The sequence below is a fragment of the Pseudomonas sp. PL-6 genome (genome assembly GCF_054110165.1).
Genome location: NZ_CM134189.1, coordinates 1683505 through 1704991, shown reverse-complemented (window position 1 = coordinate 1704991; position 21487 = coordinate 1683505). Strand labels below are relative to the sequence as shown.

16 protein-coding genes are annotated in these 21487 nt (G+C 67.5%); 6 read left to right on the top strand and 10 right to left on the bottom strand.

Annotated elements, in window-relative coordinates; translation table 11 throughout:
- Positions 1 to 12 precede the first annotated feature (12 nt).
- The 5 genes from ACW9UL_RS07860 to ACW9UL_RS07840 are packed head-to-tail and all read left to right on the top strand — an operon-like array spanning position 13 to position 5836.
- Positions 13 to 960: a DUF58 domain-containing protein gene (locus ACW9UL_RS07860; RefSeq protein WP_122107371.1), complete on the top strand. Its 948-nt coding sequence runs from the start codon at positions 13 to 15 to the stop codon at positions 958 to 960.
- Positions 957 to 1451 carry a DUF4381 domain-containing protein gene (locus ACW9UL_RS07855; protein ID WP_122107372.1) on the top strand — a complete coding sequence of 165 codons (495 nt, stop codon included), beginning with the start codon at positions 957 to 959 and terminating at the stop codon, positions 1449 to 1451. Before ACW9UL_RS07860 ends, ACW9UL_RS07855 begins: the two co-directional genes overlap by 4 nt.
- Positions 1444 to 2448: a vWA domain-containing protein gene (locus ACW9UL_RS07850; RefSeq protein ID WP_457789951.1), complete on the top strand. Its 1005-nt coding sequence runs from the start codon at positions 1444 to 1446 to the stop codon at positions 2446 to 2448. Before ACW9UL_RS07855 ends, ACW9UL_RS07850 begins: the two co-directional genes overlap by 8 nt.
- Positions 2445 to 4199 (top strand): VWA domain-containing protein, encoded by a 1755-nt coding sequence (locus tag ACW9UL_RS07845; protein WP_457789949.1) that lies wholly within the window; start codon positions 2445 to 2447, stop codon positions 4197 to 4199. Before ACW9UL_RS07850 ends, ACW9UL_RS07845 begins: the two co-directional genes overlap by 4 nt.
- The gene (locus tag ACW9UL_RS07840; RefSeq protein WP_457789947.1) at positions 4196 to 5836 is read left to right on the top strand and encodes a BatD family protein; all 1641 of its coding nucleotides are present in this window, start codon (positions 4196 to 4198) and stop codon (positions 5834 to 5836) included. Before ACW9UL_RS07845 ends, ACW9UL_RS07840 begins: the two co-directional genes overlap by 4 nt.
- Positions 5837 to 6190: 354 nt before the next feature.
- Here ACW9UL_RS07840 and ACW9UL_RS07835 read toward each other — a convergent pair whose 3' ends face one another.
- From ACW9UL_RS07835 to ACW9UL_RS07790, 10 genes are all read right to left on the bottom strand, one after another.
- The gene (locus tag ACW9UL_RS07835; protein ID WP_457789945.1) at positions 6191 to 8545 is read right to left on the bottom strand and encodes an efflux RND transporter permease subunit; all 2355 of its coding nucleotides are present in this window, start codon (positions 8543 to 8545) and stop codon (positions 6191 to 6193) included.
- An 18-nt stretch (positions 8546 to 8563) separates the two neighbouring features.
- The gene (locus ACW9UL_RS07830; RefSeq protein WP_457789944.1) at positions 8564 to 9658 is read right to left on the bottom strand and encodes a WD40/YVTN/BNR-like repeat-containing protein; all 1095 of its coding nucleotides are present in this window, start codon (positions 9656 to 9658) and stop codon (positions 8564 to 8566) included.
- 198 nt (positions 9659 to 9856) lie between these two features.
- The gene (locus ACW9UL_RS07825; RefSeq protein ID WP_457789942.1) at positions 9857 to 11227 is read right to left on the bottom strand and encodes a DUF1329 domain-containing protein; all 1371 of its coding nucleotides are present in this window, start codon (positions 11225 to 11227) and stop codon (positions 9857 to 9859) included.
- Between the two features lie 67 nt (positions 11228 to 11294).
- Positions 11295 to 13295 (bottom strand): DUF1302 domain-containing protein, encoded by a 2001-nt coding sequence (locus ACW9UL_RS07820; protein ID WP_021445932.1) that lies wholly within the window; start codon positions 13293 to 13295, stop codon positions 11295 to 11297.
- 484 nt (positions 13296 to 13779) lie between these two features.
- A complete protein-coding gene (gene pepN / locus ACW9UL_RS07815; RefSeq protein WP_457789940.1) occupies positions 13780 to 16452 on the bottom strand; it encodes an aminopeptidase N in 2673 nt (890 codons plus the stop codon).
- A 52-nt stretch (positions 16453 to 16504) separates the two neighbouring features.
- Complete coding sequence (locus ACW9UL_RS07810; RefSeq protein ID WP_457789938.1) at positions 16505 to 17341, bottom strand: DUF2797 domain-containing protein; 837 nt, start codon at positions 17339 to 17341, stop codon at positions 16505 to 16507.
- Positions 17341 to 17604, bottom strand: coding sequence for a YeaC family protein (locus ACW9UL_RS07805; RefSeq protein WP_021445929.1), 264 nt, complete (start codon positions 17602 to 17604; stop codon positions 17341 to 17343). The genes ACW9UL_RS07810 and ACW9UL_RS07805 overlap by 1 nt, the downstream gene beginning before the upstream one ends.
- A 60-nt stretch (positions 17605 to 17664) precedes the next feature.
- Positions 17665 to 18525, bottom strand: coding sequence for a rhomboid family intramembrane serine protease (locus tag ACW9UL_RS07800; RefSeq protein WP_397496537.1), 861 nt, complete (start codon positions 18523 to 18525; stop codon positions 17665 to 17667).
- Positions 18522 to 19496: a metallophosphoesterase gene (locus tag ACW9UL_RS07795; RefSeq protein ID WP_021445927.1), complete on the bottom strand. Its 975-nt coding sequence runs from the start codon at positions 19494 to 19496 to the stop codon at positions 18522 to 18524. Before ACW9UL_RS07795 ends, ACW9UL_RS07800 begins: the two co-directional genes overlap by 4 nt.
- Positions 19497 to 20384, bottom strand: a complete 888-nt coding sequence (locus tag ACW9UL_RS07790; protein WP_021445926.1) for an NAD(+) kinase — start codon at positions 20382 to 20384, stop codon at positions 19497 to 19499.
- A 98-nt stretch (positions 20385 to 20482) separates the two neighbouring features.
- Here ACW9UL_RS07790 and ACW9UL_RS07785 point away from each other — a divergent pair, with 98 nt between their 5' ends.
- A complete protein-coding gene (locus ACW9UL_RS07785) occupies positions 20483 to 21448 on the top strand; it encodes a DUF1853 family protein (RefSeq protein ID WP_457789935.1) in 966 nt (321 codons plus the stop codon).
- The last annotated feature ends 39 nt before the right edge of the window (positions 21449 to 21487 follow it).

Here is a 21487-nt window from a genome sequence, read left to right as displayed (position 1 = left end):
GCCCCCTAGACCATGTCCAGCCCCGCCGGCGCCAATGCCATCCACCTCGATCTCGCCGAGCTGATCGAGATGCGCCATCGCGTGCATGAGGTGCCGCTGTTCTCCACCCCGGCGCGGCGCAGCCCGCTGATCGGCCTGCACCACTCCAAGCTGCGCGGGCGCGGCGTCGACTTCGACCAGGTGCGCGTCTACCAGGCCGGCGACGACGTGCGCAACATCGACTGGCGCGTCACCGCGCGCACCCAGGAACCGCACACCAAGCTGTTCCATGAAGAGCGCGAGCGGCCCATCTTCATCCTCGCCGAACAGAGCCAGCGGCTGTTCTTCGGCTCCGGGCAGTGCTTCAAGTCGGTGCTCGCCGCCCGCGCCGCGGCGCTGGTCGGCTGGGCCGCGCTGGCGCACAACGACCGCATCGGCGGCCTGGTGTTCGCCGACACCGAGCACCACGAGGTCAAGCCGCGGCGCAGCAAGCAGAGCCTGCTGCAACTGCTCAACCTGCTGGCCCGCGCCAACCAGGCGCTGGGCCCCGACGCTCCGCCCGGCGCCGCGCGCGACACGCTCGGCCTGGCCCTGCGCCGCGCCCGCGAGGTGCTGCGCCCCGGCAGCCTGGTCATAGTGCTGTGCGACGAGCGCGCGCTGAACGACAACGCCGAGCAGCAGCTGGCCCTGCTCGCCCGCCACACCGACCTGCTGCTGCTGCCGCTGTCCGACCCGCTCGACCACGCCCTGCCGGCCGCCGGCCTGCTGCGCTTCACCCAGGGCGGCGCGCTGCTGGAACTCGACACCCATAACGGCGACCTGCGCCAGGCCTATCGCGCTCAGGCGCAGGCCCGCGAGGCGCGCTGGCAACGCCTGGCGCAGAAGCTCGGCGTGCCGCTGCTGCCGCTGAGTACCCAGGTCGAGCTGATCGAACAGCTGCAGGAACTGCTCAGCGCCCTGCGCCCGAGGAAGGCGCCATGAATCCGCTCGACCAGCTGCAGCCCTTGATCGACCCGCCGCCGGTGCCCTGGTGGCCGCCGGCACCCGGCTGGTGGCTGCTGGCCGTGCTGCTGCCGCTGGCCGGCTGGGGCCTGTGGCGCCTGCTGCGGCGCTGGCGCGTCCGCCGCCGCCAGGTGCGCGCCGAGGCGCCGCTGGAGCCACTGCGCCAGGCCGCCCTGGCGGAGCTGGCGCAACTGCGCAAACCCTACGACGGCGCCCCGGCCGGGCCCTGGCTGCAGCAGCTCAACGCCCTGCTCAAGCGCCTGTGCCGCGAACGCTATCCGGACAGCCACAGCCACGTGCTGAGCAGTCGCGCCTGGCTGGCCTTCCTCGACAACCGCTGCCCGGCCGCCGGACTGACGCGCTGGATGGTGCTGGTCGAAGGCGCCTACAAGCCGCAGTGCACGCTCAGCGACAAGGCCATCGACGAGCTCGAGCAGGCCGTCGCCACCTGGATTCGCAAGCATGTTTGAGTTCGCCTGGCCCTGGGTCTTCGCCCTCGCCCCACTGCCCTGGCTGCTGCGCCGGCTGCTGCCGGCCGCCGACAGCGGCGACGCGGCGCTGCGCGTGACCTTTCTCGACGAGCTGCAGGCGCTCAGCGGCCGCCGCGCCCGCATCGGCCTGCCGAGCTGGCGCCAGCAGGCGCCGCTGGCCCTGCTATGGCTCCTGCTGCTGTGCGCCGCGGCCCGCCCGCAGTGGGTCGGCGAGCCGCTGCCGCTGCCGGCCAGCGGCCGCGACCTGCTGCTGGCGGTGGATGTCTCCGGCTCCATGGATTACGCCGACATGCTCTGGGACGACGAGCCGATCAGCCGCCTGGAACTGGTCAAGCGCCTGCTCGGCGACTTCATCGAGGACCGCCGCGGTGATCGGGTCGGCCTGATCCTGTTCGGCAGCCAGGCCTACCTGCAGGCGCCGCTGACCTTCGACCGCCACACGGTGCGCACCTGGCTGGACGAGGCGCTGATCGGCATCGCCGGCAAGAACACCGCCATCGGCGACGCCATCGGCCTGGCCGTCAAGCGCCTGCGCCAGCGCCCGGCGCAGAGCCGGGTGCTGGTGCTGATCACCGACGGCGCCAACAACGGCGGCGAGATCGAACCGCTGACCGCCGCGCAACTGGCCGCCGAGGAAGGCGTGCGCATCTACACCATCGGCATCGGCGCCGATCCGCAGCAAAGCGGCGTGCTCGGTGCGCTCGGCTTCAGCACCCTCGACCTGGACGAAACCAGCCTGCGCGCCATCGCCGACGCCACCGGCGGCGAATACTTCCGCGCGCGCAGCCAGGCCGAGCTGAGCCAGATCGAGCTGACCCTGGATCGCCTCGAACCGGTCGCCCAGCAACCCGCCCTGGCCCGCCCGGCCCGGGCGCTGTACGCCTGGCCACTGGCCCTGGCACTGCTCGGCAGCCTGCTGCTGGCCAGCCGCACGCTCTGGCCGGACCTGCCGCAACGCCTGCGGAGGCGCGCATGAGCCTGCTCTGGCCGCAATGGCTGCGCCCGCTGTGGCTGCTGCTGGTGCCGCTGCTGGTCTGGCTGCTGTGGCGCCTGTGGCACCGCGAGCGGCAGAGCGGACGCTGGCAGCTGCTGCTGCCGGCCGCCTTCCATCAGACGCTGCTGGCGGGCGGCAACGGCCGTGGCAGCCGGCTGCCCTGGCTGGCCCTCGGCCTGGCCTGGCTGCTGGCCGTGCTGGCGCTGCTCGGGCCGAGCTGGCAGCGCGTCGAGCAGAGCAACCAGAAACCGGCCGACCCGCTGCTGGTGCTGCTCGAACTGACGCCGCAGATGCTCGCCGCGGACGGCCCGCCGAACCGCCTGGAACAGGCCCGGCGCAAGCTGCTCGACCTGCTCGAAGCCCGGCGCGACGCGCAGACCGCGATCATCGTCTACGCCGGCAGCGCGCACAGCCTGGTGCCGCTGTCCGACGACCTGGCCACCAGCCGCAACCTGCTCGAAGCGCTCAAGCCCTCGCTGATGCCCGAACCGGGCCGGCGCGCCGACCTGGCCGTGGCGCGCGGCCTGCAGTTGCTCGAGCAGGCGCAACTGGGCCAGGGCCGCCTGCTGCTGATCACCAGCGCCCTCGACGAGCAGGAACGCAGCGGCATCCGCCAGGCGCTGGAACGCCGTGCCACACCGCTGCTGATCCTCGGCATCGGCAGCCGCGAAGGCGCGCCGGTGGTGCAGGAGGACGGCAGCTTCCTCAAGGACGAGCGCGGCGCCATCCTCATCCCGCGCCTGGACGCGCCCGGCCTGCGCGAGGTCGCCGAGGCCCACGGCGGCCGCTACGCCCAGGCCCGCCTCGACGACGACGACCTGCGCCGCCTCGGCCTGCTCGATGGCCCGCAGGCGCTGCGCGCCGCCGGCGAGCCGACCCAGCTCGAGGCGCGGATCGACCAGGGCTACTGGCTGCTACTGCCGCTGCTGCTCCTGGCCGCCTGCGCCGGGCGGCGCGGCTGGCTGTTCTGTCTGCCCCTGCTGCTGATGCTGCCGCCGCAGACCAGCCAGGCCGTGACGTTCGACGACCTGTGGCTGCGCCCGGACCAGCAGGGCCAGCGCCTGCTCCAGGCGCAGCGCCCGGCCGAGGCGGCACAACGCTTCGCCGATCCGCAGTGGCAGGGCAAGGCGCTGTACGAGGCCGGCGACTACGCCGCCGCCGCCGAGCGCTTCGCCCAGGGCGACGGCGCCGCCGACCACTACAACCGCGGCAACGCCCTGGCCAAGGGCGGCGAACTGGAGGCGGCGCTGGACGCCTACGAGCAGGCGCTGGAGCGCCAGCCCGAGCTGAGCGCGGCGCAGCACAACAAGGCCCTGGTCGAGGAGGCGCTGCGCCAGCGCCAGGCGCAGCAGCAGCCCGGCGACAACGCGCAAGCGCCACCGCCGAGCCAGGAAGCGGACAGCGGCGAGCCCAACGAAGCCCCGGCCGGCCAGGCTGCCGAGCCGCCGCCGAGCCAACCGGCGCAAGCGAACCGCCCGGACGAAGCGGGCGACAACGGCGAGCCGCAGCCGGGCGAGAGTGACGACAACGCCGCCTCGACAGCGCCGGGCGACGAAGCAGCGGCGGATACCGGCACCGCCGAAGGCCCGCTGGCGGAAGAACAGCTGGGCTCGGCCGACGAGCGCCAGCAAGCGCTGGAACAATGGCTGCGACAGATTCCGGACGACCCGGCCGAGCTGTTGCGGCGAAAATTCTGGTACGAACAGCAACAGCGTCAGGAACCCTCCCGATGAAGCGTCTAGCCACGCTGCTCCTTCTCCTGCTGGCCGGCCAGGCCAGCGCCGAGGCCTTCTTCGCCAGCGTCGACCGCACCCGCCTGAACGAAGGCGAGACCGTGGTGCTGACCCTCGAGTCCACCGACCCGACCCGTTTCGGCCGGCCGGACCTGAGCCCGCTGGACGAGCACTTCGAAATCCTCGGCAGTCGCCAGGTCAACCGCCTGAGCAACCTCGGCGACACGCCGCGCGCGGCCACACGCTGGATCCTCACCCTGCAACCCAAACACAGCGGCGAGGTGGTGATCCCGCCGATCCGCCTGGAAGATGCCGAAACCCTGCCCATCACCCTGCAGGTGCAGGCGACCGGCGAGCCGGGCAACGGCGAGAAGCTGGCGCCGGTGTTCATCGACGCCAGCCTGGATCAGGACAGCGTCTACGTGCAGGCCCAGGCCGTGCTGACCCTGCGCATCTACCACTCGGTGTCGATGTACGACGACAGCAGCCTGACCCCACTGCAGATGCAGGATGCACGCATCGAGCAACTGGGCGAGCCGCGCACCTACGAGAAGACCATCGGCGGCGTGCGCCACGGCGTGATCGAGCTGCAGTACGCCATCTACCCGCAGCGCAGCGGCGAGCTGAGCATCCCCGGTCAGGTGTTCAGCGCCACCCTGGTCGACCGCTCGCGCGGCGACGACTTCCTGCCCTTCGGCCCGCGCGCCGGTAAGGTGTCGCGGGTCAAATCGCCGGACATCCCGCTGCAGGTCAAAGCCAAGCCGGCCGAGTACCCGGCCGACGCCCCCTGGCTGCCGGCACGCGCCCTGGGCCTGGCGGAAACCTGGAACCCGCAGCCGGGACAGAGCCGGGTCGGCGAGTCGCTGACCCGCCGCCTGATCCTCAAGGTCGATGGCCTGTCCAGCGCCCAGCTGCCGCCACTGCCCGCCACCCAGGTCGACGGCCTGCGCCGTTATCCGGATCAGCCGCAGCTCAGCGACCAGCGCAGCGAAACCGGCATCATCGGCAGCCGCGAAGACCGCGAAGCGCTGGTGCCGAGCCGCAGCGGCAGCTTCGAGCTGCCGGCGCTGGAGGTGCTGTGGTGGAACACCCAGACCGACAGCCTGGAACGCACCGCCCTGCCCGCGCGCACCCTGCAGGTGGCGGAAAACCCGCAGTTGCACAGCGACGAGCCGGCCAGCCCCAGCGTGGTGACCACGCAGGTGCTCGAAGGCCCGCCGCTGTGGCCCTGGCAGCTGGCCTGCGCCCTGCTCGCCGGCACCAGCCTGCTCGGTTTCGGCCTGTGGTGGCACGCCCGGCGCCAGCCGGCGATCCAGCGCGCCGCGCAAAGCGGCCCGAGCCCGCGCACCCTGCTCGACGACCTCAAGCGCGCCTGCCTGGCCGGCGATGCCCAGACCACCCGCCACGCCCTCGACGCCTGGGCGCGCCAGCAGCCGGAAACCCTGGCCGACATGGCGGCGCGCTACGTGCCGCTGTCCGACGCCCTCGACGGCCTCAACGGCGCGCTGTACAGCGAGACCGGCCAGCAGTGGCAGGGCGAGGAGCTGTGGAAGGCGATCCGCAACCTGCCGGCCACCCAGCAACCGAGCGCCGCCGCGCAGGAAAGCAGCGCGCTGCCGCCACTCTACCCACGCTGACGGCGATCGACGCTGGTGCGCACGGCGCCACCAGAGTCGATCGCAGGCAGGCGTGGGTAGGGTGCGTCGCGCGCACCGGCTATCGGGTATTTATCCGCTGTAGCCGTCCACCCTTGATCGGCAGCCGTTGTCGGTAGTACGCCAACGCAGGGCGTAACCCCCGTATCCATCGGAACCGGCTGCCGGCGAAGGCCCCGGATGTCATCCGGGCTACCGGCGCCAGCGCGTGCCTTCGCCAGCGCCCCTCGGTTGGCGGACAAGCCTGGCGGCCTATCCGCCCTGCGCGCGGCGCACCCCAGCACCATAAAAAAACCGCGGCCCAAAGGCCGCGGTTCTTCTGCTGCAGGCCGGGCATCAGCCCTTGGCGCGCAGCTTCTCCGGGTTGATCAGGAAGCGGGCCAGGGCCGGCAGCAGCCAGATCGCGCCGATCATGTTCCAGAGGAACATGAAGGTCAACATCAGGCCCATGTCGGCCTGGAACTTGATCGCCGAGAAGATCCAGGTCGCCACGCCGATGGCCAGGCACACGCCGGTGAACAGCACCGCCTTGCCGGTGGACTTGAGGGTCTCGTAGTAGGCGTCCTGCAGCGACAGACCCTGACGCAGGTAGGTCTCCATGCGGCTGTAGATGTAGATGCCGTAGTCCACGCCGATGCCCACGCCGAGGGCGATCACCGGCAGGGTGGCGACCTTGACGCCGATGCCCATGTAGGCCATCAAGGCGTTGCCGAGGATCGAGGTCAGCACCAGCGGCAGGATCACGCACAGGGTCGCGGCCAGCGAACGGAAGGTCAGCAGGCACATGATGCTCACCGCCGCGTAGACCGCGATCAGCATGGTGGTCTCCGACGCGGCGATCACCTCGTTGGTGGCCGCCTCGATACCGGCGTTACCGGCCGCCAGCACCACCTGCAGCTCATCGCTGTTGTGCTGCTTGGCGAACGCCTCGGCCGCGGCCACGGCACGCGACAGGGTCTCGGCCTTGTGGTCCTCGAGGAACACCAGCACCGGCGCCACCGAGCAGTCGGCGTTGTACAGGCCTTCGGCACGGGCGATGGAGTTGTTCAGCACGTCCTGGTTGCGCGACAGGGTTTCCCATTTCAGGTTGCCCTCGTTCATGCCCTTGATCACCTGCTTGGACACGGTGACCATGGAGATGGCCGATTGCACGCCCTGGGTGTTCTCCATCTGCCACATCAGCTCGTCCATGGCGGCCAGGGCCGGATAGGTGGAGCAGCCTTCGGTGGCAGTCTTGATCATCACCACCAGCACGTCGGAGCTGGTCGAGTAGTTGCGGATGACGAAGTCGTTGTCCAGGTTGTAGCGCGAGTCCGGATGCAGTTCCGGGGCGCCCTGATCGAGGTCGCCGATCTTCAGGTTCTGCCCGTACCAGACGCCGCCGGCCAAGGCCACCACGGCGACCACCACGGAGATCGGCGCCACCATCGGGTGGGCGAAGTTGGAGATGGCACGCCACAGCGGATGGTCCTTGGCCGCCTCTTCGCGGCTGATCTTCACCGCCTTCTTGCTGATGCCGATATAGGAAATCATCACCGGCAGCAGGATCAGGTTGGTCAGGATGATCACCGCCACGCCCATCGAGGCACCAATGGCCAGTTCGCGGATCACGCCGATGTCGATCAACAGCAGGGTGACGAAGCCCACGGCGTCGGACAGCAACGCCACCAGGCCGGGGATGAACAGCTGACGGAAGGCCATGCGCGCGGCGGACAGGGCGTCGGTCGCCTCGCCCGAGGCCATGGCGATGCCGTTGATCTTCTGCACCCCGTGGGAGATGCCGATGGCGAATACCAGGAACGGCACCAGCATCGAATAGGGGTCGAGACCGAAGCCCAGGGTATGCAGCAGGCCGAGCTGCCAGACCACCGCGATCAGCGTGGTGATGACCACCGCCAGGGTGCTCTTGAAGCAGTGGGTGAACCACAGCAGCAGGACGAAGGTGATGCCGATGGCCACGGCGAAGAACAGCGCCACGCCGAACAGGCCGTCGATCAGGTCGCCGACCTTCTTGGCGAAGCCGATGATGTGCACCTTAACGTCGGGGTTCTGCGCCTGGTACTTCTCGCGAATCTTCTCTTCCAGTTCGTGGGAGAACTTCTGGTAGTCCAGGGACACCAGCTTGCTCTGGTCGTTGGGGTCCGGGTAGGACTCCAGCAGCGGCACGTCGATGATGCTCGACTTGAAGTTGTTCGCCACCAGGCGGCCGATCTGTCCGGACTTGAGGATGTTGCTGCGCAGGTCCTCCAGGCTTTCCACGGAACCGTCGTAGGTCTGCGGAATCACCTCGCCGCCGGCGAAGCCTTCCTCGGTCACTTCGGTCCAGCGCACGCTGGGGCTCCACAGCGACTTGAGGCCGGAACGATCGACGCCGGGGATGTAGAACACCTCGTCGTGGATCTGCCGCAGGGTCTCCATGTATTCCTTGCTGAAGATGTCGCCCTCGGTGGCTTCCACCGAGATGCGCACCGTATTGCCCAGGTTGGCCAGGTCGTTACGGTGCTCGAGCATCTTCTGGATATAGGGGTGACCCAGCGGAATCATCTTCTCGAAGCTGGTCTGCGGACGTACCTGCGCGGCCTGGTAGAACAGGAAGATACTGATCAGCAAGCAGATCAGGATCACCGCCGGGCGATTGTTGAAAATCAGCCGCTCGAGGAAAGAGGCAGGCGTTTGTTGATGCTTAGTCATGCAAAGGCTCCCGGCTTGTTATTGTTGGCCCAGATCGGCGCCGGTCGCGGCGGCGAGGTGAACGCCGCCCTGCCCCACCAGGATCAGGTTGCCGTTATCCAGTGCAGTTACCCCGGCCAGCGAGAGGCGGTCGGGACGGTTGATCAGGCTGAAAGTCTGCCCATGGTCGGTGCTGCGCAGCACGGTGCCGCCATGGCCGACCACGGCGATGCTGCCGTCGGCCAGCAGGGTGCCGTCGGCCAGGCCGAACTCCAGCGGGCCGTTGTTCGGCGTGTTGATGACGATCTGCTGCCAGCTGTCGCCGAAATCGGTGGAGCGGAACAGGTGGCCGCGCAGGCCGTAGGCCAGCAGGGTGCCGGCCTGGTCGGTGCCGAGCACGCCGAACAGCGAGCCATCGTAGGGCTGCTCCTCGATGCGTTCCCAGGTCTGCCCCCAATCGGCGGAACGGAACATCTGACCGAGTTCGCCGACGACGAACAGCCCCGCATCCTTCACCGCGGTGATGGCATTGAGGTGATAGGCATCTTCGTTGTCGAGGCGGTCGCTGACGTCTTCCCAGTTCTGCCCGCCGTCGCTGGTTTCCAGCAGCGCGCCGTAGGCGCCGATGGCGTAGCCGGTTTGCAGGTCCTTGAACCAGATGTCCAGCAGCGGCGCTTCGCGCTCGAGGTCTTCGAACTGCTTGGTCCAGCTCAGGCCGCCGTCACTGGTGGCGAGGATCTGCGCGTCGTGGCCAACGGCCCAGCCATGTTGTGCATCGACGAAGAACAGCGAGGTGAGCATCTGCCGGCTGGGCACCTTGGCCTGCGTCCAGCTCTGTCCCTGGTCGTCGGAATAAAGGATATGGCCGCGGTCGCCGACGGCGACCAGGCGCTTGCCGGTGTTGACCACATCGAGCAGCAGGCTGTGCACCGCCTGGGGCGACTCGATGGCATAGCCGGCCTCTGCGGCTGCCGAGGTTTCGGCCTGCAGCGGCGCGGCGGCGAAGCTCAACACGGACAGCACACTGCACAGCGAGAGCGCTTTGGCCAGCGGCGAATGGACACGGAGCGCCGGTTTGCGCGCCAGGATGGACGCCAGACCGGACTGGGTGCGCCGCATGACGGGCTCACTCATATACCTTCCCCCTTATTGTTATAGGCGGTACTGCCTGATTAGCAGGCCGCTCATCCTAGCGAGCTTCGGAAAGCCCTGACAATCGGCGCGACGTTATGTTTTGTTAAGGCCGCAGCCGCTTGAGCACGGCCCATTCGCCGAGCTGATACGAAAAGGCCGCTACTACTGTAGCGGCCTTCGCGTGAGACTACACGACTATTAGCGGGTGCCGCGACGACGCAGGGCGGCCGGCTTGAAATAACCGTCGTCCGGAATCGCCTGGCTGAAGTCGATGGTGTTGTTCTCTTCGTTGTCCAGGTTCTGCACGTGGTAGCGACGCGCCTGCAGATCGTGGAACACGTCCAGCGCGGACCAGGTGGTCGGCAGGTCGTAGTAGTTCTTCAGGTAGGCGATGGATACGCGCCACAGCTCGCCGCGACCGTCGTACTGATCCACCACCGCGGCCTGCCAGCTGTCCTCGTCGAGGAACAGGGTGCGCTTGGAATAGATGTGGCGGGCGCCGGACTTCAGCGTGCCTTCCACCACCCAGACGCGGTGCAGCTCGTTGCGGGTCAGCGCCGGGTTGAGGTGGCCGACCTGCAGCAGATCCTTGTACTTCACGCCCGGGCTGGTGACCTGGTAGTTGTTGTAGGGGATGTAGATTTCCTTCTTGCCCACCAGTTTCCAGTCGTAGCGATCCGGCGCACCGTTGAACATATCGGTGTCGTCGGCGGTACGCAGGCCGTCGGCGGCAGCGATCGGGGTGTCGTAGGCCAGGTTCGGCGCACGCCGCACGCGACGCTGGCCGGCGTTGTAGCCCCACGCCTGACGCGGCTCCTTGACCTGATCCAGGGTCTCGTGAACCAGGGTGGCGCCACCGGCCAGGCGCGCCGGGCTGGTGGTGAACGACAGGTAGTAGAACATGATGTTGTTCAGATCGGCGAAGGAGCCGTTCTGCATGTAGTACTTGAACATCGCCTCCTGCTGCGAGGTCACCAGCGAGTAGGCGCCGTTGCGCTGCACTGCCACTTCCGAGGCGCGGCGCACGATGTAGGTGCCGCGGTAGCGGGCGATGTGGTTCCACAGCGCCTCGACGCCGTTCTGCGGAATCGGGAACGGGATGCCGCCATAGGCATTGCTGAAGCCGTTACCGCCATCGGCCAGCTTGGCGCTGGTGGCGTTCTTGATGCTGTTGTCGTAGACCCACTGCGGCGCGGAGCCGGAGCGGCGGGTCTGGTACACCGGCATCTGGTAGGTTTCCGGATAGGCCTGGAACATGGCGATCTGACCCGGGGTCAGGTTGGCCTCGTACTGGCTCAGGTTGGCCGCGGTGATGGTGAACAGCGGCTTGTCTTCCGGGAAGGGGTTGACGTGGTGCTGGCCCGAGCGGGTGTAACCGGCCGGCGCCTGGGTGATGCCGCCGGTCCAGGCCGGGATGGTGCCGGCGGCGTTGCCGGCCTTCTCGGCGCCGAAGGGGGTCAGGGTATCGCCGAGCTTGGCGGCTTCCTGCGGGGAAACGGCAGCCAGCGCGGTGCCGGCGGAAAACGCCAGTGCAACGGCTACGGCCATCAGCCTGTGCTTGTTCAGCATGGTAATTCTCCGTGAAGAGTTTGGCCGAACGCCCTGCGGCGCCCGGCTGTTTTTCTGGTTATGGGTCTTAGAAGGAGTACTTGACGTTGACGCCCACGTTGTCGCGGTCGCGCGAACCGTTGTTCTGCCCGGCACCGTAGAACTCGGTGTACTGGATCTCGGCTTCCAGGCTGTTCAGGTAGCTGGCGCGCATGCCGACGGTGTAGGCCATACGGCCTTCGACGAAGTTGCCGGTCTGGTGCGAGTTGCCCTCGAAGTCGTGCTTGAACACGGCGAACGGCGACAGGTTGACGCCGGCGTAGACGTCGTTCCAGGTGCCGGACATGACCAGGGTGTAGCCGTAGGCGTTCTTGTTGATCTGGTCGTCGCGGTCATAGCCGGAAACGTAGGAGTTGTTCGGCCGGCCGGCGTAGTAGCGCACGTTGCCCTGGTAATCGACGTACTGCAGACTGTCGCCGCGCACGTGCTCGGACGCCAGCTCGGCGACGCCGAACAGCGAGTCGAAGCCCAGCGACGGACCGAAGTTGTAGATGGTGCCCAGCGAGGTGTTGAAGGCCTCGACACGGGTGGAGTTGTGGATCTGATCGTCGATATCGACCATCTGACCGCCGATGTTCACCGGGCGGCCGGCAGACAGGTGGGCGGCCTGGCCGAGCAGGTCGCCGAGCAGGTCGTTGGTGGTGGCGATGCCGATCGGCAGGTTCGGCCGGTAGGACAGCTCGCCGAACACCGAGGCCTCGCCGACCGTGGTATTGAAGCTCATGCCGTACATGCGGATATCTTCGGCGTACTCGCGGCGGGCGTTGACCTGGTTGGCCACGTCCACGGCGGCGGCGCCGTTGACCAGGCCCAGCACGGTAGCCGCGGCCGGGTTGCTGGCGGCCTGACTGACCAGATCGTCGTAGCTGGTGGCGCTGACCCCCAGCAGGCTGCCCAGGCTGGCCAGCTGATCGATGTTCAGGCCGGCGTAGGTGGAGTTGATATCGGCGTAGATGGTCGGTTCTTTGGCGTGGTAGTTGACGAAGTAGAAGCCGAACTCGGTGGAGTTGAGCTCTTCGGCGATATAACGGAAGGCGACGCCGAACTGGCCATCGTTCTTGGCATTGATGTCGGAGCCGACGCTGGCCACCTTGATCACGCCGTTGCTGTCCAGATAGTTGGTGCCCTGCAAGCCGCCGAAGTTGGCCGGCAGACCGGCGAAACCGCCATTCACCGCGCCGTTGTAAACGGTCTGGAACAGCGGATTGGACAGTGCATCGACCGTGGTGTAGGCGGTGTTGCCGCCATCGGCGAACAGATCGGTCTCGGAGAAGTAGGTGCCCACCGGGTCGACCGCGGTTTCCTTCCAGTTCCACTGGTAGAAGGCTTCCATCGACAGGTTGTCGGTCAGGCCGAGGTTGAAGCTCAGCGCCTCGACCGGCACCAGCACTTCCTTCACTTCCGAACCGGGCAGGCGGAACTTGGCGGCGTCGACCGGGTTGGTGGTGTTCACCCCGCCGCGGTAGAACAGGCCTTCGCCCCAGTTGAAAACCTGCTTGCCGAGACGGCCGGAGACCGGCATATCGCCCACGTCCCAGTTGCCGTAGACATAGGCATCGAGGATCTGCGCATCGCGGCCGGCCTTGTGCCGGGTCTCGTAGGTGAAGCTGTCGTCGCGCGGGAAATTCTGGCTCGGCTGGGCCGGATCGTTGGCGCCGTAGTAGTCGTTGCGCTTGTCCATGATCTGGGTGTCGTAGAACGCGGTGCCGCGCACGAACACGCCGTAGTTCTGATACGAGGCTTCCAGATCGGTGGTGATCTTGAACACTTCGGAAACCAGGCCGGTATCGAAGTTGCGGTTGCCGTCGTTGGTGTTGATGTCGTTGTTGCTCTTGTCCTGGCCCTGCACGCGCCACAGCTGGCCGTAGGACACGGTGGTATCGATGGAACCGGTGATTTCGTTGTCGGCGAAGCTGAACTCCACCGCCTGAACCTGGGCGGCAACCAGCAACGGCAGGACGCCAGCGAACGCGAAGCCGGCGGTGGCCGGGGCAAATCGCAGAACGGGCTTGCGGGACTTAATTTCCATCGAGACTTTACTCCGTGGACAGATCATTCTTTTGGGCGATCCCGCAGGCGGGACGGCGATATGCCGTACTGACGACGGCTTGTTTTGGCTTGCGCCAATGCATTGCAGCGGCCCCTGGCGCAGCGGCGTGGGGCCGAATCCCGTCCTGCACTGCAACCATGGTGCCAATTCAAACGAGCGTATCAGCGCAAAGGCGCTAGTTAGACAATCGGCGGTGTTTCCTTCGGTGACTGATCATTCACTGACCAATCTGTCAGCTATTCGCCTGGCCGGTGGCGTCTTTTGTCCTACGATCCGACGCTTTATGCCCCTTGCTAGAGGTCTCGCGTGGGTTTTCGCGCAAGCAAGAGCGCCACTCAGTCAAGGGCCAAGACCCTAACTTAAGTGTGCAAATGCATAACAGGCGAAGGGCATATTTCTTTGAGTAACAAAAAAGTGTTACCAGCCAGAGGCTGGTAACACTTCTTGTGCCGCAGAACCCGTCTTAGGCCAGGCTTTTGCTCACCACCTCGTAGACGTCGCTGGACAGCTCGCCGGAGGCGAGGATGCGCTGCAGTTCGGCCTGCATTTGCGCCTGACGGGCGGCGCCGTACTTGCGCCAGCGGGTCAGCGGCGCCAGCAGGCGCGAGGCGATCTGCGGGTTGAGGGCGTTGAGGGCGATCACCTGGTCGGCGAGAAAGCGGTAGCCCGCCCCGTCGGCGCGGTGAAAGTTGACCAGGTTCTGGTTGGCGAAGGCGCCGATCAGCGCGCGCACCTTGTTCGGGTTCTTCAGGGTGAAGGCCTCGTGCTGCATCAGCGCATGCACCCGCTCCAGACCGCCGGGCAGCGGGCAGCCGGCCTGCACGCTGAACCACTGATCCATCACCAGCGGGTTGTCCTTGAAGAAGTCGGCGAACATCGCCAGGGCCTTGCCCTGCTCGTCCCGGAACGGCGAGTTGACCAGCACCGCCAGCGCCGCCAGACGCTCGGTCATGTTGTCGGCGTTCTCGAACTGATCGACGCAGGCGGCCAGCACCTCGGACCGCTCGCTGAGCATCAGGTAGGACAGTGCGATGTTCTGCAGGCTGCGGCGGGCGAAGTGGGCGGCCTCGGCGACATAGGGGGTGACCTTGGACACTTCGCGGTTGGCCTGGTAGCGCGCCCACAGTGGCTCGAACAGCGCGCTGGCCAGCTCCTTGCGGGCGAACTCGCGGGCGACGTGGATGGCCTCGACGTCGGCCACCTCGCTGATCTCGGTGAGGTAGGCTTCGCCCGGCAGCGAAAGCATCTCGGCGACCATGGATTGATCCAGCGCTTCGTCCTCGAGCAGCGTGCGCAGCGCCGTGACCAGGCGCCGATCCAGCAGCAGGGTCTCGCCGCGCTGCTGCTGGCCGATCAGCTCCTGCAGCACCTGCACGGACAGCTGCTGGCCCGCTTCCCAGCGATTGAAGCCGTCCGAATCGTGCTGCATGAGGAACATCAGCTGGTCGCGGTCGTAGGGAAAATGCAGCTTGACCGGTGCGCTGAAGCCGCGCAGCAACGACGGCAGCGGCCGCTCGGCGACATCCACGAAGGTGAAGCATTGCTCGGCCTCGGTGACCGACAGCACGCGGCTGGTGCCCTGCGCGGCAGCCTCGCCCTGCAGGCGCAGCGGCAGCTCGTGGCCTTGGGCATCGAGCAGGCCGAGCGCGACGGGGATGACGAAGGGCTGCTTGTCCTTCTGCCCCGGCGTGGCCGGGCAGCTCTGGCGGAAGCTCAGGCTGTAGGTCTGGGCCGCGGCGTCATAAGCCTCGCTGACCTCCAGGCGCGGCGTGCCGGCCTGGGTGTACCAGCGCTTGAACTGGGTCAGGTCGACGCCGCTGGCATCCTCCATGGCCTTGACGAAGTCGTCGCAGGTCACGGCCTGGCCGTCGTGGCGCGCGAAGTACAGATCCGAACCCTTGCGGAACAGCTCCGGCCCGAGCAGGGTGTGGATCATGCGCAGCACTTCCGAGCCCTTTTCATAAATAGTCAGGGTGTAGAAGTTGGAGATCTCCATGTACGCATCCGGGCGCACCGGGTGGGCCATGGGGCCGGCGTCCTCGGCGAACTGGTGGGTGCGCAGATAGGCCACGTCCTCGATGCGCTTGACCGTGCGCGAGTGGGTGTCGGCGGAGAACTCGGCGTCGCGGAACACGGTGAAGCCTTCCTTGAGCGACAGCTGGAACCAGTCGCGGCAGGTCACGCGGTTGCCCGACCAGTTGTGGAAGTACTCGTGGGCCACCACCGCCTCGACGCGCTGATGGGCGGCGTCGGTGGCGGTCTCGGCGCGGGCCAGCACGCAGCTGGAGTTGAAGATGTTGAGGCCCTTGTTCTCCATGGCGCCCATGTTGAAGTCGTTGACCGCGACGATCATGAAGATGTCCAGGTCGTACTCGCGGCCGTAGACCTCCTCGTCCCACTTCATCGAGCGCTTGAGGCTGTCCATGGCGTGCTGCACCTTGTCGATGTTCTCCGGCTCGACATAGATGCGCAGCGCGACTTCCCGCTGGCTCATGGTGGTGAAGCTGTCTTCCACGCACCAGAGGTCGCCGGCGACCAGGGCGAACAGGTAGGCCGGCTTCTTGAACGGGTCTTCCCAGGTCGCCCAGTGGCGGCCGCCCTCTTCCGCACCGCTGGCGATCGGGTTGCCGTTGGACAGCAGCACCGGGTAGCTATGCTGCTCGGCGCTGACCGTGGTGGTGAACTTGCTCATCACGTCCGGACGGTCGAGGTAGAAGGTGATCTTGCGAAAGCCCTCGGCCTCGCACTGGGTGCAGAACATGCTGCCGGACTTGTACAGGCCCTCCAGCGCGGTGTTGCTTTCCGGATGGATACGCACCGTGCTATCGACCACGAAACGCTCCTGGGTCGGCTGCAGGGTCAGGTGGCTGTCGGTCAGCGTGTAATCGCCTTCGCCCAGCTCGCGGTCGTCGAGCTTGAGCTCCAGCAGTTCAAGCTGCTGACCATCCAGCACGAGCGGCGGCATGCGGGCCCCCGACAGGCCGGCGCCGGCCTCGGGATTACGGCGCATGACCAACTGCGCGTGTACCAGGCTATGGTCCTCGAACAGCTCGAAGGTCAGGTGGGTCTCGTCGATCAGGTAGTCGGGGGCCTGATAGTCCTTGAGGTAGATCATCTTCGGTTGTTCGGTACGCATGGCTCTTGGCCTCTCGTCTGCGGCGCGCCGGGCGCCGGGTGGCAATCGGGGGTCAGGCGGCGATCTCGTGGACGGCCAGCTGGTAAGCGGTGTACTTGCGGATATTGATCACGCCGGTGTCGAACATCAGGTACTGGCCCTTGATCCCGAGCAAGGTCCCCTCGGCCAGTGGCTGCTTGTCCAGGTTGAAGCTGGCGATCTTGGCCGGATAGGCCGCGATGGGATAGCGGATGTCCAGCACCTCGGCGGCGCCGAGCGGCTGAATGGCCTGCAGACCGAAGCGCTGCTGCAGCTCGGCGATGCCCGCGGCGCAGCTGGCGAACAGCTGCTCGCGGATCGCCGGCAGGTCGACCGGCGCGGCATCGCCCTTGAGCAGCGCGCGCCAGTTGGTCTTGTCCGCCACCTGGCTGCGCAGCAGGTCCTCGACGAAGCCGGACTGCTGCCTGGTGGCCACGCGCAGGATGGGCAGCGCCTGGGTCGCGCCCTGGTCGATCCAGCGCGTCGGCACCTGGCTGGCGCGAGTGATGCCCACCTTCACGCCGCTGGAATTGGCCAGGTAGACGATATGGTCGGTCATGCAGAACTGCTCGCCCCAGCTCGGCTCGCGACAGGTGCCAGAGTCGTAATGGCACCTCTCCGGGCTCATGATGCAGACGTCGCACTGCGCCAGCTTCTGCATGCAGGGGTAGCAATAGCCCTGGCTGAAGCTGGTCTTGGTCCTGCGTCCGCAGTGACTGCAGTGGATGGCGCCGAGGTACTCCAGGCGCAACGTCTTGCCCAGCAGCGGGTTGACCGGTACCTCTTCGTCGCCGAGGCGCAAGGCGTACTGCACCGGCGCGTCCAGGCGCGCCGCCATCTTGCTCAGCGAGCCACGTCCCAGTTCGCTCATCAGTGCAGGGTTTCCGAGGACTTGAACAACAGGTTGGGCACCGGCTCGGACTTGCTGCTGCACTCCTGCGGGCCCATGTAACCGGTGCGCTGATCCTCCGGCAGGTTCTGCTGTTCCCAGGCGATCATCGCCTGCAGGCTCAGCTCCTTCTGCTCCTGGGTCAGCTTGCGGCCATCGGGCCATTTGCCGATCTCCACGGCCAGCTTGAGGCTCTGGTAGATTTCCGGGGTGATGTTTTCGATGGCTTCGAGAAAGGACGACATGGGGTCTCCGGATGGATCCTGGGGCGGGTGCAACCCGCCGGAACGGTCAATATGATCGGTTCAAGCGCTGCGTCTGGCCAGCATACCGCCAAGCAGCCCGGTGAGGCAGCCGGTGAGCAGGCCGCCGAGATGCGCGGCATTGGCGATGGCGCCGAACTGCAGCAGTTCGAAGACGCCGGTCATGCAGATCGCCAGCCAGGCCAACATCATCACCAGCACGCCGGGCGGCAGGCGGTAGGCCGGGTTCGGCGCCAGACGCTGGTAGATCCAGCAATGCCCGAGCAGGCCGTAGAGCACGCCGGACAAGCCGCCGAACAGCGACGGCCCGGCCCACCAGTACTGGGCGAAGTTCGACGCCAGGGCGAACAGCAGGGTCAGCCCGAGCAGGCCGATGGCGCCCTGCCGAAATTCGATGCGCCGGCCCAGCTCCCAGTACCACAGGCTGTTCATCGCCAGGTGCAGCCAGCCGAAGTGGATCAGCATGGGCGTCAGCAGACGCCACCACTGGCCGCTGGCGAGCGTCGCCTCCAGGTAGGTCAGGTAGAGGTGCTCGCCGTCGATACGGAAGTCGACGAAGCTCAGCCAACGGATGGCGGCGAAGTTCTCCCCGGCCGCGGTCACGGCGAAAACGATGAAAGTCAGCAGCAGCACGGCGCCAGTCAGCGGACTGCGGCGCAGTTGCTGCAATACGCCCTCGCGCTCCGGCGCGACGGGGTCGGCAACCTCGCCGGCGGCATCGCCATCCGGGTAGCGCGCATAGAGCTCGCGCACCTGTTCGGCCAACTCCTCGCCGGCCACCCAGAGCACCTGCTCGCCGCCCTCCTCGATCACCCGGTGCGGCACCTGCAGACGCCGCAGCAGGGCGACGAAACCGCTCAGATCGGCGGCGAGCGGCAGGCGCAGCACGGCCACGGCGCTCATCGCGGCGCCTCCGCGGGATCGACGTCGACCCAGACGAACTTGCCCGACTCCAGGCGCTGCTCCTGGTCCAGGCGGTAGGCCACCAGCTTGCCGCCAACCACCGCGCTGTAGTCCAGGCAGGCCAGGTTGGCGCGGATCGGCGCCGGCTTGCCGCGGCGCCAGTAGTGGCCGACGAACAGCAACGGCTCGTGTGCGCCGTAGCGCAGCAGCTCGTCCTTCTGCAGTTCGGTCAAAGGCGTCTGCGCCGCCAGCTCGGGCAGCGCGTCGGGCTGGAAGACGATGTCGCCGTAGGTCTCGGGATTCTCTTCCCAGAACTTGGTACGGAAATAGGAACGGGTGAAGCCGTCGTCGCTGGTCAGGGTCAGGCCATGCGGCAGGCGCATGTCGGTGCCGCGCAGCAGGCGATCCAGGGCCAGGTTGGCGAAGCTGCCGGGCACCGCCGAGGCCTGGACGAAATGCTCGTCGATGCAGCCGTCGGCGAACTGCGCGCGCAGCGGCTCGATCAGGCCGCTGTCCCAGCAGGCATGCACCACGCGAAAACGCCCGGCATCGAGAAACAGCGGCATCTCGTAGAACCAGCGCAGGAACTCGCGCCATTCCTGCGGATAGGCCTCGAACTGCGCCAGGGTCTCGCGCATCAGGCGCTGGTGGCGCGGGCTGTGTTCGCGGACGAACTGCCGGCCGCTGCCCGGCGGCGCCGGCGTGCTCCAGCCCAGGGCGTTGAATTCGTGGTTGCCCATGATGCACAGCGCCTGGCCGGCCGTGACCATGGCCTGCACCAGGTGCAGGGCCTCGCGGATGCCGGGGCCGCGGTCGATCAGGTCGCCGAGGAAGATCGCCTGGCGCGAGGCATGGCGCCACACGCCGCCCTGCTGGCGATAGCCGAGCTGCTCCAGCAGGCGCTCCAGGGTGCGCGCGCAGCCGTGGATATCACCGATCAGGTCGTAACCACGATGGGGGTCGAGGGACATTCAGTCGTGCCCCCCGAGGCGGCTACCCCAGCCCAGCTTGGTGCGGCAGACCTCGTAATAGTTGTGATCCAGCGGATGGATCAGGCGCAGCTTCTGCGCCTTCTTGGCCACGTGCAGGGTGTCGCCCGGCGCGCAGGTGAAATGGTTCTGACCGTCGCAGGAGACCTGCGGGTAGATCTGCAGGTCCTGCGACACCACTATCTTCAGCTCGCTGTTGCCGTCCACCACGATCGGCCGGCTGGACAGGGTGTGCGGGTACATCGGCACCACCACTATGGCGTCGAGCTTGGGGTGCATGATCGGCCCGCCGGCCGACAGGGCATAGGCGGTGGAGCCGGTCGGGGTGGCGACGATCAGGCCGTCGGCCTTCTGGCTGCAGACGAACTGGCCGTCGATGAACAGCTCGAACTCGATCATCCGCGTCGACTTGCCCGGGTGCAGCACCACGTCGTTGAGCGCATCGCCCTGGCCGATGGCTTCGCCGTGGCGACGCACCTCGGCCTCGAGCAGGAAGCGGTTCTCGGTCAGGTACTGGCCTTCGAGCACCTGGGCCACCTTGAACTCCAGCTCGTCGGGGCGGATATCGGTGAGAAAGCCCAGGCTGCCGCGGTTGATCCCCAGCACCGGCACCTTGTGCCGGGCCAGCGCGCGCGCCGCACCGAGCATGCTGCCGTCGCCGCCGACCACTATCACCAGGTCGCAGACCTCGCCGAGCATCTTCCGTGAGGAAGTCTGCAGGCCGTGGCCGGGCAGCACCTCGGCGATGGTGTCCTCGAGGATCACGTGCAGGTGGCGGTCGATGAGATAACGCTTGAGTCGGCGGACGGTCTCCAGCACCCGCGTGCTGCCGAGGCGCCCGATGATGCCGATATTGCGAAATTGCTCCATGGGATGCCCGCCAGACTTGAGAAGGGAGAGACGGCGATTATCGGTCAAAGGCCGAGGCCGCAGCAAACCGCCCACCGCACTGGGCTATGCTCGCTTACATGAGCCCGCTCGATGTCCTCCACGATCTGCCCCGCCACCTGCACCGCCCCGCCGTCCGCGACCTGGCCTGGGTGCTGCTGTCGCCGCCGCTGCTCGGGCAGACGCCCAAACCGCAGCGCCACCCGCTGCAGGCCAGCCGCTGGGGCACCCAGCCGGCACTGCTGGCCGACTGGCTGCGCCGGCTGGACCGCGACGACGGCGAGCTGAGCGCCTGGCTGGCCGGCAATCCGGTGCGCCGCCTGGGCCTGTACTACGAACGCCTGTGGCAGTTCGCCCTGCATGGCGCGCCGGATATCGAGGTGCTGGCGGCCAACCTGCCGATCCGCCAGAGCGGCCAGACCCTGGGCGAGCTCGACCTGCTGCTGCGCGACGCCGAGGGCGAGCACCACCTGGAGCTGGCGGTGAAGTTCTACCTCGGCCCGCCCGCCGAAGACGGCGGCGACGCCGCGCAGTGGCTCGGCCCCGGCAGCCACGACCGCCTCGACCTCAAGCTGGCCCACCTCAGCCAGCGCCAGCTGCCGCTGTCCTCGCGGCGCGAGGCGCGCAGCACGCTCAACGCCCTGCGACTGGGCGACACCCAGGCCGCCCTGTGGCTCGGCGGCTACCTGTTCTATCCCTGGGCGCAGAGCTGCGCCGCGCCGCGCGGAGCCTCGCCGCAGCACCTGCGCGGACGCTGGCTGCACCGCCGCGACTGGCCGGCCTTCCTCCGCGAGCAGCCGCCGAGCGTCTGGCAGCCGCTGCCGCGCCTGGCCTGGCTGGCCCCGGCGCGGGTGGACGCCGAGCAGCGCTGGTCGGGCGAACGCCTGCAGCAATGGCTGGATGCCCTGCCGGCACAGGCCGGCGCGCAGTTACTGGTAAGTTTGGAAGAAGCCGCTGACGGCAGCTGGCAGGAAGTGCAGCGGATCTTTCTGGTCGGCGACCAGTGGCCGCGCCAGGCCGAGCCCCAGATGGTCGACAGACCGTAGCCCGGCTGCAATCCGGGACAGGCTGCAGCCCTCCGCGGA